A 15772-nucleotide genomic window follows, 5' to 3' on the forward strand; every position below is an offset into this window, starting at 1 on the left:
GGAGCCGCACTCAAACGGTGTCAGAATCTGAGTCGTCATCCCGGCACACCGGAATATCTCAGAAACATAGATACAATTCATAACCGTGGCCAGCATTCCGATCTGATCAGCCTTGGTGCGGTCGATTGCATTGCTCGTCCTTCCCCTCCAGAAGTTGCCTCCGCCGATGACGATGCCTACCTCGACACCAGCATCCACGGATATCTTAACCTGCCGCGCTACTTCCTTCACAGTCGCTTCATCAAAGCCTGTTTTATTCGGTCCGGCAAGGGCTTCACCGCTTAATTTCAGTAATACACGTCTTGGGTTCATAGCTATCATTCTCCTGTTATTTAAGCGTTTTCCGCTTTGGTATTGTCATGAATGATTATAGCATATTTCCTTTTGGTTGGAAAGAGAAAGTTTTTAGGGATGGATCCGATTCGACATGAAACAAAAATCCCCGGAAGAAGCGAAATGCCTCTTACGGGGATTTACATGTTTACTTAATAGACAATTAGTCCATGGTTGCGTACATGAAGTACCAGTAACCATATGGAGAATGCCATGTGCCCTTTAACTTTGGATCCTGTAAATAGAAGTCATTGTAGTAAGCAACCGGTGCCATAGCAGCATCTGCTAAGATCATATTCTCAGCATCGTGCAGCTTCTGATAGTGTTCTGCTACGTCTGCTGTGGAATTTGCTTCGTCTAACATCTTATCCACTTCTGGATTGTTGTACTTACCATCATTATTACCGCTGGTGGATTTCATTAAGTTAAGCATGTTGGACGGATCATCATAGTCATATACCCAGCCGTTACGTGCCATCTGGAAATCTCCTGCACGACGGGTTGGTGTAAAGGTAGACCACTCAACAACCTTGATATCCATGTTAATGCCAAGTTCTTCTTTCCAACAGCTCTGTAAATACTCAGCCAGTGGTTTGTGATAACCGGCATCGTTGGTCATGTATTCAACAGTTGGGAATCCTGCGCCATCCGGATAACCGGCATTTGCAAGTAATTCTTTTGCTTTTGCAACGTCTGCATCATGGTTTGCAACATCAAAGAAGTCTCCGCCATTATTCTTACGTGTTGTCTCTTCGAAGGAGGAACCATCTTCTGCATCAGAAAGACCAGGTCCTACAAAGTTGGTTGCAGGTGAATAAGTTCCCTGCATAACAGTGTTGGCTACATAATCACGGTCGATTGCAAGACTGAGTGCCATACGTACATCAGGATTATCAAATGGAGCCTTCTCTGTCTGGAAGCTTAAGTAGTATGTACCCATGATCGGATCTACATGGAAATCTTCTTTGCCTTTTAAGCTTGGGATCTCTTCTGTAGGGACAGCCTTGATCATCTGTACTTCGCCTGTCTGGTATGCGCTGTAGGAGGCATTGGAGTCTTCCATCAGGACAAACTTTAAGGTATTCAGAGTAACAGCATCTGCATTCCAGTAGTTTTCATTCTTAGCAAAAATAATATGAGAACCTGGAACCCACTCAATCATCTTTAACGGACCATTACAGATATAAGTATCTGGTGTTAAGGTCCACTGGTCGCCATTCGCATCAACGGTAGCTTTCTGAATCGGAACCATGGAAGCATGTGTAATAAGCTTAGAGAAGTATACACATGGTACAGATAATTCAACTACAAATGTATCATCATCTGGTGCGGATACTCCAAGAGCCTCTAAGTTGCCTCCTGCTGCTTCTTCATATCCCTTTACGTAGCCAAGCATATCGCCTGCATATGGAGCTGCTGTATTCGGATCAGCAAGTCTCTGCCATGCATATACGAAATCGTTCGCTGTTAAAGGTGATCCATCGCTCCACTTTAAGCCTTTGCGAAGGTGGAAGGTGTAGGTAAGGCCGTCATCAGATACTTCATAAGACTCAGCCTGTCCAGGTACAATCTTGTTGTCTTTGTCCACGATCATCAGTGTCTCAAATGCATGGATAATCATGTTTGCGCCGTCAACCGCACTATTAAGTGCCGGGTCAACAGTCTCAGGGTCAGGACCAACCTGTACAGCAAGGTCAAGGGCACTTCCCCCTTCTTCAGCCGGTGCAGCAGTCTCGCCCTCTGCGGCAGCAGCTGTTGTTGTGGTATCGGCAGCTTTTGTTGTTGGAGCATCAGCGGTCTTGTTGCCGCCGCAGGCAGTAAGAATCATGCCGGATGCCATAACAGCAGCCAATACAAGTGCTGTTTTTTTCATATCAATTCCTCCTCTAAAGAATTTATTCAAATTAGCACAGCAGTACTTTACCTGACTACTGTGCTGATTTGTCTTTTAGCATACCACAAATCTCCAGGAATAGCAACTTAGAAATTAATTTACTTTGTCTAAGTGGTGGCATGCCGCGTAATGACCAGTGGACACTTCCTTCCACTGCGGCTCTTCCGCTGCACAGAGCTCGTCTGCATATGGACAACGGGTACGGAAACGGCAGCCGCTTGGCGGATTAACCGGGCTCGGCACGTCGCCTTCCAGAACAATTCTCTTAGATTTTCTGCTGGTCTCCGGATCAGCGATCGGAATCGCCGAGATCAGGCTCTTAGTATACGGATGTACACTGTGGAACGTCAGCTCATAGCTGTCTGCCAGCTCCACCAGCTTGCCCAGATACATAACTCCGATTCGGTTTGATATATGTTTTACAATGGATAAATCATGTGCAATGAAAAGATAGGTCAGTCCCAGTTCTTCCTGAAGCTGCTCGAACATGTTGACAACCTGGGCCTGGATGGATACATCCAGTGCGGATACAGGCTCATCACACACAATGAACTCCGGATTTACCGCCAGGGCGCGCGCAATGCCGACACGCTGACGCTGTCCGCCTGAGAACTCGTGAGGATAACGGTTCGCATGCTCGGAGTTTAAGCCAACGGTGGAAAGCACGGATAAGATTCTCTCGTGACGGTCCTTTTTGTTGGCAGCCAGACGATGGATGTCGATGGCCTCGCCGACGATATCCTCGACCGTCATACGCGGGTCAAGGCTCGCGTACGGATCCTGGAATACGATCTGCATCTTACGGCGGTAAGGAAGCATATTCACATGCGTGATATCCTTGCCGTCATAGAGAATCGTTCCATCCGTCGGTTCATATAATCGAAGCAGGGTACGGCCGGTTGTCGTCTTTCCACAGCCGGACTCGCCTACCAGGCCGAGCGTCTCTCCCCTTCGGATACCGAAGGAAACGTTATCGACCGCTTTTACAACCTTCTTTTCAAAAAGCTTACTTCCTGCAACCGGGAAATACTGCTGTAAGTGTTTTACTTCTACCAGATACTTGTCTTCCATCATGCATCCCCCTTCTGTGTCCTGGAATCCTGCTGTTTGTCAAACTCTCGCTTCTGCATCAGCCAGCATGCACTGTAATGGATATCGGATAAATCTGTATACGGCGGCATCTCTCTTAAACAGATCTTCATACAGGCGCGGCACCGCGGCGCAAACGGACATCCCGCAGGCGGATTCAGCATATCGACAGGGCTTCCCTCGATAGGTACCAGCTTATTATGCTCTTTTTCCGTCAGCTTCGGAATACTCCGGATCAGTCCCTTTGTGTACTCGTGGGACGGACGGTAGAAGATATCATCTGTCGTGCCGTATTCTACAACCTTGCCTGCATACATAACGGCGATTCTGTCACACATGTTGGCAACAACGCCCAAGTCATGGGTGATCATGATAATCGCCATGCCCAGTTTTTCCTTTAAGTCCATCATAAGCTCGAGAATCTGGGCCTGAATGGTAACATCCAGAGCCGTGGTCGGCTCATCTGCGATCAAAAGCTTCGGTTCGCAGGCAAGAGCGATGGCGATCATCACACGCTGGCGCATACCGCCGGACAGCTCGTGAGGATACTGTTTCAGACGCTTCTCCGGCTCGTTGATTCCAACGAGAGTCAGAAGTTCCTTCGCTCTCTCATTCGCCTGCTGTTTATTCTTATCCGTATGAAGCATAATTACCTCACGGATCTGGTTTCCGATGGAATAAACCGGATTCAGGCTGGTCATCGGGTCCTGGAAAATAATGGAGATCTCATTTCCACGCACTTTCCTCAGTTCCTTTTCTGACATCTTTTCAATCTCATGACCGTTGAATTCCAGGGAACCGCCGATCAGACGGCCCGGATATGCGGTAATTCCCATTAAACTGTATGCGGTTACGGATTTACCAGAACCGGATTCGCCGACAATTCCCAGCACTTCGCCTTCTTTTAAATGAAGAGACACATCATTTAATGCCTTTACTTCACCCGCAGGAGTAAAGAAAGAAAGGCGTTCATTTTTGATATTTACCAAATACTCGCTCATCGTATCTCTCCTCCCTTAGTCCTTGAGTTTCGGGTCAAACGCGTCACGCAGACCGTCTCCCAGTAAGTTAAAGCTTAAAATGATGATGGAAATCGCAAGCGCAGGTGCAAACAGACGGTGCGGATAAGACTGCAGACCATTTAACGCAGCACTGGCAAGGCTTCCCAGAGAAGGCATCGGCGCAGCAACGCCAAGACCTAAGAAGCTTAAGAAACTTTCCGTAAAGATCGAGGACGGAATCTGCAGCGTTGTGGTTACAATCAGAGTACCGATACAGTTTGTCAGTAAGTGCTTCCTAATGATACGGCCATTGGAAGCCCCCAGTGCCCTGGCTGCGGTCACGTATTCCTGCTCCTTCAGAATGAGGATCTGGCTTCGAACGATTCGGGCCATACCAACCCAGTAAAGAAGGGCGAACACGACGAAAATACTGATCAGGTTGACACCGATTACCTGAATCCATTCAAATCCGGGTTTTTGAGCCAACGCCTTTAGGGGCTGGTCAAATGCAACCGATAAGAGAACGATGATCAGAATATCGGGGACCGTATAGATCATATCGACGATACGCATCATAATCATATCGACCCAGCCGCCGAAGAAGCCCGCGACGGAACCGTAAAGGGAACCAATCAACAGGATGATAGCGGAGGCCACAAGTCCTACGGTAAGGGAGACACGGCTGCCCATCATGACACGGACTGCATAGTCACGTCCCAGGTTATCCGTTCCCAGCACATGCGGGAATACGCTCTCTCCCGCCGCCTTCGCCTCCAGTTCCTTTTCTGAATACTGCATGGGTGCCAGATTCTCGCTTCCACGAATCTGCTGCTCATAGCTGTATGGGTAGAACTGTGGTACCAGGAATGAAAAAATGAATACAAAAACAATAACTACCAGGCTTACCATGGCAATCTTATTCTTTTTTAAACGACGTATTCCATCCTGCCAGAAGCCAACGCTCTTGCGGAGGACGGTAAGACTCTCTTTTTCCTCGTCACTTGCCGGGAGAAAGTCGTCTACGTTAAGCTGTAATGATAATTTATTATTCGACATCTTCTTTCTCCTTTCTATTTAAGATTAATACGTGGATCGATGAATTTGTAGGCAACGTCTACGATCACATTCATAACAACCATCAATGAGGCAAGGAATATGGTAGTTCCCATGATCAGCGGATAGTCACGTCCTGTGATGGAACCGATAAACTCGGAGCCAAGGCCCGGAATTGTGAAAATTTTCTCGACAATGAAGCTTCCCGTTACCGTATAGGCAAGAAGCGGTCCCAAATACGTAACAACCGGAAGAATCGCGTTACGAAGCGCATGTTTGAAAATACTGATTATCTGAGAAAGTCCCTTTGCGCGTGCTGTTCTCATGTAGTCCTGGCCCATAACATCCAGCATGGAAGAACGCATCAGACGTGCGATATAGGACGACGGATACAGTGCCAGCGCAATAACCGGCATGATGTAGTTTTTCCACGATGCCAGTCCGTACGTAGGCAGCAGCCCCAGCTTCAGACTCAGGACATACATCAGGATCGTACAGATTACGAAACTGGGAATCGCAATTCCGCACGTACTGAATACGATTATGATGTCATCCACCACCGTCCCTCGTTTAAAGGCGGCAATACTCCCCAGTGGAACGCCCACCAGGACTGCCGTTAAGATTGCGATGCCGCCGACTCTTGCGGACACCGGGAACTTCGATGCGATGATCATATTCACGGTACGGCCGCGCTGTTTTACGCTTAAACCGAGATTTCCGTGAAGAAGATCTTTCATATATGTAACATACTGCTCACTTAGAGGCTTATCAAGACCGTATTTCTCATTCAATGCGGCCTGTGCCTGCGGACTTATGGCCTTCTCTGACATGAAAGGGCCGCCGGGTACCATGTTCATAACGAAGAATGTAACAGATGCAACCGCAAATATTGTTACAATCGCCATGATGATACGTTTAAAAATATATTTAGCCATTGTGTCAACTCCTTTGGTATAAGGTTTCCTTCGCGCAGCCCGGACGGAAGCCTTCCAGGCTTCCATCCCTGCGTTCTGCGAAATATCAATAGTCTCTCCTGCTCTGAACCCGGAAAAGGGCGAAGTGTCCGTCCAATTTGGAAACATCTGTCAACGCTAAACGGACACTGTCTCTATAGAAAAATCCCATGGATGCCCATGGGATTCCCCCCTGAATCCTCTTTCCTTGGAAAGTCCTCCTCACATACGTTCGGCGGAATATATTACTGCATCTGTTTTGCAACTTCAGCAGCAAAATCTTCTTCTTTTTTCTCAAGACCTTCGCCGGTTTCAAAACGAACGAATTTCTTCAGTTCGATCTTTCCGCCAACTTCTTTGGAAACCTGCTCTAAGTATTTAGCAACAGTTAAATCGCCATCCTTCACGTAAGCCTGGTCTAACAGACAGAATTCTTTTAATTCCTTGTTGAGACGGCCAATGATCATCTTCTCGATGATAGCGTCCGGCTTATCCGGATTCTCGTTCTTAGCCTGAACCTTTAAAATCTCAGTTTCATGCTCAACGAATTCCTGAGGAATCTCGTCTCTCTTTACATACTTTGGTGTTAAAGCTGCAATCTGCATTGCAACGTTCTTTAAAGCCTCTTTTACATTATCGTTGACAACTTCAGCAGAAGCTTCCAGTAATACGCCGATTCTTCCGCCGCCGTGGATATAGTCGATTACAACACCGTCTGTGGTGATCTTCTCGAATCTTCTGATGTTCATGTTCTCGCCGATTACTGCGATCTGGCTGGATAATTCCTGAGCTACAGTCAGGGAAGCATCCTTTGCCCATGCTTCCGCCATGAATGCATCCATATCCTGCGCGCTGCTGGCCAGCACCTGTGCTGCCACATCGGCAACATAGCCCTGGAACTGTGCGTTCTTTGCTACGAAGTCTGTCTCGCTGTTTACTTCAACGATTGCTGCAGACTTTCCATCTTCGCTTACAAGGGTCTTAACAAGGCCTTCTGCTGCGATTCTTCCCGCCTTCTTAGATGCAGCTGCAAGTCCTTTTTCTCTTAAAAATTCTACAGCCTTTTCCATATCTCCATCGGTTGCCGCAAGTGCTTTCTTACAATCCATCATGCCTGCACCGGTCATTTCTCTTAACTCTTTTACCATTCCAGCCGTAATTGCTGCCATTTGATTTCCCTCCATGTTCTTTTCGTTATTCATATTATACAGGTTTAAGCTTCCTGGTCTATAGGGAACTTCTTCCTTTTTACCCGCAGCAGTAGCTGCCGCAGCACGGATCCCGCTGCCCCATAAATCGAAAAATGCTTCAACCCGCTTATCACAGCCGGTCGAAGCATTCATCTGCCTGAACAATTAAGCCTCTACAGCCTCTTCCATTTCCTGAGCTGCTTCTGCTTCTTCAGCTGTTGCCTCGCCCTGGTTTGCCTCGATTACTGCGTCCGCCATCTTGGATACGATCAGCTTAACGGCTCTGATTGCATCGTCATTACCCGGAATTACGAAATCGAGTTCTTCCGGATCACAGTTCGTATCAGCAATGCCGATTAACGGAATTCCCAGTGTATGAGCTTCCTGTACGCAGATTCTCTCTTTCTTAGGATCTACAACAAAGATAGCATCCGGAATCTTCTTCATTTCTTTAATTCCGCCGAGGTTTTTCTCCAGTTTCTCCCATTCTTTCTTGAGAGCAATAACTTCCTTCTTAGGAAGAACATCAAATGTTCCGTCTTCGGACATGGTCTCGATCTGTTTTAATCTTCCAATTCTGGACTGGATTGTCTTGAAGTTTGTAAGCATTCCGCCCAGCCATCTCTCATTTACAAAGTACATACCGCAGCGCTCTGCTTCTGTTCTGATCGCGTCCTGAGCCTGCTTCTTGGTTCCTACGAAAAGGATCTTGCCGCCTTCTGCAGCGATGTCGGCTACGGCTTTGTAAGCCTCGTCTACTTTTACAACAGACTTCTGTAAGTCGATGATGTAGATGCCGTTTCTTTCTGTGTAGATGTACGGAGCCATCTTAGGGTTCCATCTTCTTGTCTGGTGACCGAAATGTACACCAGCCTCCAACAGCTGTTTCATTGAAATAACGCTCATGTTATTACCTCCATTTGGTTTTTCTTCCGTCTGCTTCTCTTGCTTCCAAGGAGACCGATATTTCGGCACCTTCCTCCAGAATCCGCAAACGTGTTTTTTAGTAAGCTTAGCTAGTATAGCATATCTTTAATGCCTGTGCAAGTCATTTTTTACTTTTAATGACAATTTTCTTCATACTTTCGTAAAAAAAAGAAGCAGTTTTTCTTCGCTGCTTCTTTTTGCCGCCGTCCTGATTTACGGTTCTTTTATCTCTCTGTGTCCCTGCATCGACTTGCCGTTGCCGGCCTTGATCGCCTTCAGTTCATCGAAAACCACATCGTTTAAAACTTTGATGTAGGTTCCCTTCATACCGGAAGAACGGGACTCGATAACGCCTGCACTCTCGAACTTTCTGAGAGCGTTGACGATTACAGAACGGGTAATTCCCACGCGGTCAGCGATCTTGCTGGCTACCAGGATTCCCTCATTTCCGTCAAGTTCGTCGAAAATATGAGTGATTGCCTCCAGCTCTGAAAAGGATAAGGTGCTGATCGCGGATTTTACGATCTGAACCTTTCTCGTCTCCTCTGCGTTCTCCTCATTTACGGACCGCATCATCTCGAGGCCTACGACCGTCGTTCCGTATTCGCTCAGAATGATATCGTCAATATCGTACTGAGCATCTGACTTGTAGATGAACAGCGTTCCCAGACGCTCACCCGCAATATCGATAGGAGTAATAATAGCCTGGTACTTGCGGATATTGTCGCCTGTAAATCCGAGAGTCTCGAGATTCACATTTTCCTTGGTGGAAAGAATACCGAGCAGACGTTCATTCAGCATACCGTCCACGTAGCCGCCGACCTGATCTGCAATCAGTTCCTGTATCTCTTCTACATCAGAGCTGATCGCAACACCCAGTACCTTCCCCTTTTTACTGATCACGAGAATATTAGAATTTAATATCTCGCTGAGCACTTCACAGATATCGTTAAATACTACTTTGTGCGAGTTGTTGTTATGCAATAACTTGTTAATTTTCCTAGTTTTGTCCAACAATTGAACACTCATAACCGAAAACCTCCTTAAGAATTTGTAGGAAAGCTCAAAATACCCCTTTAATATTTAAATATTAACACTATTCCAGCAAAATAACAATCATTTTTTGAAGATTTTCGATTTTCTTAATAATTATTCTATTTTGTATTTTTGCTCGTACTGTAACCACACTGTTCGTTGGAACAGAGCAGTTTATTGCCTTTTTCGACCATATAAGCGCCACATTTCGGACATTTCTCTGTGGAAGGTCTCTGCCAGGACATGAAATCACACTCCGGATTGGCTTCGCATCCGTAATAAATTCTGCCCTTCTTCGTCTTCTTAATGACGACATCCTTTCCGCACTTGGGACACGGTACGCCGATCTTCTCCAGATACGGCTTTGTATTCTTGCATTCAGGGAATCCGGGACACGCCAGGAACTTACCGTGAGGGCCATATTTGATTACCATGTTCCGGCCGCAGATCTCACAGATTTCCTCTGTCACCTCATCCGCGATGGTCACGGACTCCAGTTCCACCTCCGCCTTGTCAACCGCTTCCTTTAAATCCGGATAGAAGTTGCGCACCACGGTCTTCCACGGAACGGAACCGTCTCCCACCTTATCCAGAAGGAATTCCAGATTAGCGGTAAAGGTGATATCGACAATGCTGGGAAAGCTCTGCTTCATCATGCTGTTGACAACTTCCCCCAGCTCTGTTACATAAAGGTTTTTATTTTCCTTTGCCACATAGCGTCTGGCAATGATCGTCGTGATCGTCGGCGCGTACGTACTTGGACGGCCGATTCCCTGTTCTTCCATGGACTTTACCAGAGATGCCTCAGTAAAATGTGCCGGAGGCTGGGTAAAGTGCTGGCTGCTGTCCAGCTTCTCAAGGGTTAAAACGCTTCCCTTCTCCAGCTTCCCAAGAAGGGCGTTGCTCTCTTCCTTCTCGTCCTCCTGAATGTAAACAGACATGAATCCGTCGAAAGCCAGTTTCGAAGCTGCTAATGTAAAGTAGTAATCTCCTGCCGCAACCTTGACGGATGTCGTCTCATAGACAGCCGACTGCATACGGCTCGCCGCAAAGCGTTTCCAGATCAGCTGGTATAGACGGAATAAATCACGCTGAAGCGATTCCTTGACGATTACCGGTGTCAGGCTGATATCGGTGGGACGGATCGCCTCGTGTGCATCCTGGATTTTGGCTCCGCTCTTCTTCGCCTGTTCTCCGCTGGCCACGTATTTGCTTCCGTACTGCGCCTCGATAAACGCCCTCGCCGCCGTATCGGCCTCCTCTGCGATTCTGGTAGAATCGGTACGCAGGTAAGTGATAAGACCGACTGTTCCGTGTCCCTTCACCTCCACGCCTTCATAGAGCTGCTGGGCCAGACGCATCGTCTTCTGTGTAGAGAAGTTTAAGACCTTGGAAGCCTCCTGCTGAAGCGTACTGGTCGTAAACGGAATCGGCGCCTTCTTGATTCGCTCCCCGTTCTTCACCTCATCCACCACGTAGTCGCTGCCTTCCAGATCCTTTAATATCCCATCCAGCTCTTCTTTATTGCGGATCGTGATTTTTCCTTCTTTATTGCCATAGAACTTGGCGGCCAGGGCCTTCTTGCTTCCCTGCTGTTTTAAATCCGCCTCAAGGTTCCAGTACTCTTCCGGAATAAAGGCGTTAATCTCCTCTTCCCTGTCGCAGATCATGCGAAGCGCCACTGACTGAACACGCCCTGCGCTTAAGCCACGCTTTACCTTTGCCCAGAGAATCGGGCTGATCATATATCCAACCATACGGTCCAGAATTCTTCTCGTCTGCTGCGCGTCCACGAGATCCATGTCGATCTCCCTCGGCGCCTTCAAGGAGGCCTTCACCGCGTTTTTCGTAATCTCATTGAAGCTGATCCTGTATACCTGCTTATCCTTCTGCTCATCCAGCTTTAAGGCCTTCACCAGATGCCAGGAAATCGCTTCTCCCTCACGGTCAGGGTCAGTTGCGAGATAAATTTTATCTGCTTTTTTCACTTCCTTGCGAAGCTTCGCAAGAATATCCCCTTTTCCCCGGATCGTAATATACTTTGGTTCAAAATCCTGTTCCGGGCTGATTCCCAGCTGACTCTTAGGCAAGTCTCTTACATGACCGTTTGAAGCATCAACCTCATAGCTCGTTCCCAAAAATTTTTTAATCGTTTTCACCTTCGCGGGTGACTCCACAATAACTAAACAATTCGCCATACAAAACTCCTCGCCTATAATCTCTTACCATAATATTGATGGGATGTCTGAACCACATAACCGCCCAGTTCCAGATCCAGAAGTGTGCCGATACATTCACTCACAGACAGTCCGCTTAAGATCACAATCTCTTCTAACCCCTTCGGTTGCAAATCGAGGCAACTATACACCATTTTTTCTTTTTTGGCAAGCCCGTTCTCATTTTTTTCATGAACTCTTAATATTTTACCATCCCTCAGAGTGAAATATTCCAGCACATCCTCCGGACTTAAAAGAACGCCTGCGCCCTCCTGAATCAGCCGGTTACAGCCCTCGCTCAGCGGATCTGAGATCCGTCCCGGAAGCGCAAAAATTTCTTTTCCCTGTTCCAGTCCGATTCCTGCGGTAATAAGAGACCCGCTCTTCTGTCTGGCCTCCATTACAAGAATCACATCGGAGAGTCCGCTGATGATCCGGTTCCTTATGGGAAAGTTTTTCTGCTGCGGCTGCTCCCACGGCATCCATTCCGACAGAACACCGCCCTGGCGGCACATGCGTTCGTAGAGCCCGTAGTTCTCCCGCGGATAACAGATCTTGATCCCGCACCCCAATACGCCAAATGTCTTCCCGCCGGCCTTCAGCGCTCCCCTATGGCCTGCGCTGTCGATGCCATAGGCAAGGCCGCTGATGATCTGCACTCCGGCCTTCGCCAGCTCCGCCGCCATGTATTCTGCTTCCTGCTTTCCGTAATTGGTGCAGTTTCTTGCTCCGATTACAGCAGCAGCCGGCCGCTCCTCATCCGGAAGTTCTCCTCTGACGAAGAGTCCCACCGGATAATCGTGTATCTTAAGCAGTCGCTTTGGATAATTCTCATCCAAAAATGCAATCAGACGGATTCCCTCCTTTTCCAATTCTTCCAGTTCTCTTTTTCGTCTGTCCAGTTGGCACTTTTCCGCATCGAACGCGGCAGCCTCCTTCGGCCTCAGCAATCCTGCATTTTCCAGATTTTTTCCTTCTATATTATATATCTCCTCAAAACTTTTAAACTGTTTAAAAAGACGCATGCCGGTAACCGCGCCGATTCCGGGCACGGATAGAAACCAGCAGAGATATTGACGTTCCTTACATGATATCATGATGACTGCCTCCCCAGTATTTTTCTTCCAGGCTGCGAAGCCCTGCCGCTTCCGCCAGATGTTCTTTTTTTATTTCGCCGCTGCCTTCCAGATCCGCGATGGTTCTGGCCACTTTCAGTATTTTTCCGTATCCTCTGGCACTAAGCCCCATGTGTTCAAAAATACGCTTTAGAAATACCTGTTCAAGCTGACCCAGGCGGCAGAAATCTCCGATCTGCGCCCCGTTCATGGCACTGTTAAAATAGATTCCGCTGCCCTCAAAACGCTGTCTCTGAATCACCCTTGCTGCCTCGATCCTCTCCCGGATGGTACCGGAGGGTTCCCCCTTCCCCTTATCCTTCAGTTCCTCATACTTCATCGGCACCGCCTCGGCGCAGATATCGATCCTGTCCAGCAATGGTTTTGAAATTCGGCTCAAGTACCGCTGTATCTGCGGCTCCGTACACGTACACCGGCTCCGGTCGGGATAATAGCCGCATTTACACGGATTCATAGCGGCAGCGAGCATAAAATCCGCAGGAAATTCGTAAGCGCTGTGTAATCTGGAGATCGTAATCTTCCGTTCCTCCAGCGGCTGTCTTAAGACCTCTATGCTGTTTTTCTGAAACTCGGGTAACTCATCCAGAAACAGAACGCCCCTGGAAGCCAGAGAAATCTCTCCGGGTTTAGGAATTCTTCCTCCGCCGGTCAAAGCCTGCGGGCTGATGGTGTGGTGCGGACTCCGAAACGGCCGCCTGGACAGCAGCGGCTGATCCTGATGAAGAAGGCCGCAGATGCTGTATATCTTCGATATCTCTACATTCTCCTCGTGGGACAGGGACGGCATGATGGTTGGAATTCGTCTCGCCACCATAGTTTTTCCAGTCCCGGCCGGACCGATATAGAGGATGTTATGCATGCCGGCCACCGCGATCTCCGTGGCCCGCTTGAGAAGGAACTGACCGTTGACCTCTGAGAAATCCACATCGTAAACATCTTTCTCTGAAAAGCTCGTTTTTTCCTGTCTTATGGCCGGTGACAGCTGCTCCGGCTCATTTAACATACCTGCCAGTTCTCTGATGTCCTCTACGCCAATGATGTCGATGTTCCCGATGATCTGTCCCTCGCTCACATTGGGAATCGGGAGAAAACACCGTTTTTTTCCCGCATTCCTGGCTGCAGCCACAATCGACAGAATCCCGGAGACCGGTTTGATTCTTCCATCCAGCCCCAGTTCTCCCACCAGGACGCTGGTATCCAGAATCGACTGGTCCACCAGTCCGGTGGCCGCCAGAACCGCGACTGCGATGGGAAGGTCGAATCCGGTCCCCTCTTTTCTGATATCCGCAGGCGACAGGTTCACCGTAATCTTTCTTGCCGGGAGCCGGAAACCGGAATTCTTCAGAGCGGTCCGAACCCGGTCCTGCGCCTCCCTCACCGCTCCCGAGAGATAACCAACCATAGTAAAGCCGGGGAGACCTTCGCTCACATCCGCCTCCACTACGACAGGGTACCCTTCGACACCTAAAATACCAATACTATGCACTTTGCTGAACACACTTTCTCCCTTCCTGACCTTAATTTTTGTGCTTCATTCTGTGTTTTCGTTTTGTTTTTTCGTTTTGTTATTTCATTCTCTGTTGGAAATATGATGCAGAACCGCATCGATTCATAGAACGTTCCTGAATTGGAACCTGTATTTATCATACAGGATTTTAGATTGTCTGGCAAGCAGTTTTTAACCTGCCTGCCAGACTCTGTCAAAGCTCGTGATACGTAATCCAGCTTAGTATATCATGCCAGACCGCTTCTTTATCCGTCTCGTTCAACAGCTCATGGCGGTCATCCGGGTAGAGAATCATCTCGGTATCCGTCATGCCGATCTTCTTATATCTGCGGAACACACGTCTGACGCCTCTCCCGAATTCACCGACCGGATCCTGTGCCCCTGACAGAATAAAGAGCGGCAGGGATCTGGGAATCCGTTCCTCCTGGCGGTGCAGCTTTAAATCCAGCATAATATTGAAGAAATCACAGTACGCCGAAGCGGTGAACTTAAAATTACAGAACGGGTCACTGCAGTACTGATCCACAGATTCACAGTTCTTGGAGAGCCAGTCATTGTCTGTTCTGGACGGCATAAAAGAACGGTTGTAATTCCCCAAAACCAGCTGGTGCATCCATTTGCTCTGATACTCTTTTCCCCGGATCAGGCCGATGGAGGCGGCAATCAGTTTGCCTGCGATCACAATCGGCATCGCCTGATCTCCCGTTCCCATAATGATCGCACCTGCCAGTTCTTCCCCATACAGTGTAAGATACCGTCTGAGAAAGAAGGATCCCATGCTGTGCCCCAGCATATACAGCGGACGCCCCGGGTACATGACGCAGATGCGGCTGGCAGTCCTATGTAAATCCCTGATAACACAGACATGGCCAGCCTTATCGGCAAAGTAGCCAGACCGCCCATTCTGCACCGTTCCTCCATGGCCAAGATGATCATGGCCGATCACCGCAATTCCCTGTTCTGCCAGGAAGCGGGCAAATGGATCGTACCGGAGGATATGCTCCGTCATTCCGTGAGAAATCAAAAGAAGCTGTCTCACCTCTCCATCCGGTTCCCACAAAACGGTATGCAGTCCTGATTTTCCATCGCTGGAAGGAACTCTGAACTCTCTTCGTTTTATCATGAAAGTGACTCCTCTCTGAAACATGAACAGAATCATTCTGTCGTATAGGAGAAGTATACCATAAATGTAAAGTTCGTGAAAGACTTCATCCGGTCTTTCGGACTGTAATCAGCGATGATCCTTTAAGCCCTGGTCAAATTCCGGCATATACGCCCTGTACCTCAGCGGCATATGAGTCCTCTGGCACACCGGGTTCCACCGCTCTTTTATGGTAATACTCCTCCTTAATGCCTTCCACAGTTCCCGGTATTCGTCGTCTTCTGTCGCCTTATGAAGCTTTTCCTCCCACTCTCTGGAATCCAGATCCATTAGTTA

At 48.2% G+C, this 15772-nt stretch carries 12 protein-coding genes and 2 pseudogenes; all 14 read right to left on the reverse strand.

Going from position 1 to position 15772, the window contains the following annotated elements:
• A pseudogene (locus tag ACLTD4_RS28245) lies at positions 1-312 on the reverse strand (UMP kinase); the annotation flags it as partial.
• A 184-nt stretch (positions 313-496) separates the two neighbouring features.
• Complete coding sequence (locus ACLTD4_RS28250; RefSeq protein WP_117624419.1) at positions 497-2206, reverse strand: peptide ABC transporter substrate-binding protein; 1710 nt, start codon at positions 2204-2206, stop codon at positions 497-499.
• A 114-nt stretch (positions 2207-2320) separates the two neighbouring features.
• The gene (locus tag ACLTD4_RS28255; protein ID WP_243008325.1) at positions 2321-3298 is read right to left on the reverse strand and encodes an ABC transporter ATP-binding protein; all 978 of its coding nucleotides are present in this window, start codon (positions 3296-3298) and stop codon (positions 2321-2323) included.
• Complete coding sequence (locus ACLTD4_RS28260) at positions 3298-4317, reverse strand: ABC transporter ATP-binding protein (RefSeq protein WP_002604306.1); 1020 nt, start codon at positions 4315-4317, stop codon at positions 3298-3300. Before ACLTD4_RS28260 ends, ACLTD4_RS28255 begins: the two co-directional genes overlap by 1 nt.
• Before the next feature lie 15 nt (positions 4318-4332).
• Entirely contained in the window at positions 4333-5373 is a 1041-nt protein-coding gene (locus ACLTD4_RS28265; RefSeq protein ID WP_117624421.1) for an ABC transporter permease, read from the reverse strand.
• Between the two features lie 14 nt (positions 5374-5387).
• Positions 5388-6305 (reverse strand): ABC transporter permease, encoded by a 918-nt coding sequence (locus ACLTD4_RS28270; RefSeq protein WP_002604308.1) that lies wholly within the window; start codon positions 6303-6305, stop codon positions 5388-5390.
• A 263-nt stretch (positions 6306-6568) separates the two neighbouring features.
• Positions 6569-7525: a translation elongation factor Ts gene (gene tsf, locus ACLTD4_RS28275; RefSeq protein ID WP_181991325.1), complete on the reverse strand. Its 957-nt coding sequence runs from the start codon at positions 7523-7525 to the stop codon at positions 6569-6571.
• 153 nt (positions 7526-7678) lie between these two features.
• Entirely contained in the window at positions 7679-8419 is a 741-nt protein-coding gene (gene rpsB, locus ACLTD4_RS28280; protein ID WP_055652605.1) for a 30S ribosomal protein S2, read from the reverse strand.
• A gap of 234 nt (positions 8420-8653) precedes the next feature.
• Positions 8654-9469, reverse strand: a complete 816-nt coding sequence (codY, locus tag ACLTD4_RS28285; protein WP_055652604.1) for a GTP-sensing pleiotropic transcriptional regulator CodY — start codon at positions 9467-9469, stop codon at positions 8654-8656.
• Positions 9470-9594: 125 nt separating this feature from the next.
• Positions 9595-11673 (reverse strand): type I DNA topoisomerase, encoded by a 2079-nt coding sequence (gene topA / locus ACLTD4_RS28290; protein WP_055652603.1) that lies wholly within the window; start codon positions 11671-11673, stop codon positions 9595-9597.
• 14 nt (positions 11674-11687) lie between these two features.
• Entirely contained in the window at positions 11688-12788 is a 1101-nt protein-coding gene (dprA, locus tag ACLTD4_RS28295; RefSeq protein ID WP_117624179.1) for a DNA-processing protein DprA, read from the reverse strand.
• Positions 12775-14325, reverse strand: coding sequence for a YifB family Mg chelatase-like AAA ATPase (locus ACLTD4_RS28300; protein WP_117624180.1), 1551 nt, complete (start codon positions 14323-14325; stop codon positions 12775-12777). The genes dprA and ACLTD4_RS28300 overlap by 14 nt, the downstream gene beginning before the upstream one ends.
• A gap of 202 nt (positions 14326-14527) precedes the next feature.
• The gene (locus tag ACLTD4_RS28305) at positions 14528-15457 is read right to left on the reverse strand and encodes an alpha/beta fold hydrolase (RefSeq protein WP_412331749.1); all 930 of its coding nucleotides are present in this window, start codon (positions 15455-15457) and stop codon (positions 14528-14530) included.
• Between the two features lie 108 nt (positions 15458-15565).
• Positions 15566-15772: pseudogene (locus ACLTD4_RS28310) on the reverse strand (DUF4130 domain-containing protein); the annotation flags it as partial.

The organism is Hungatella sp. (genome assembly GCF_046966825.1).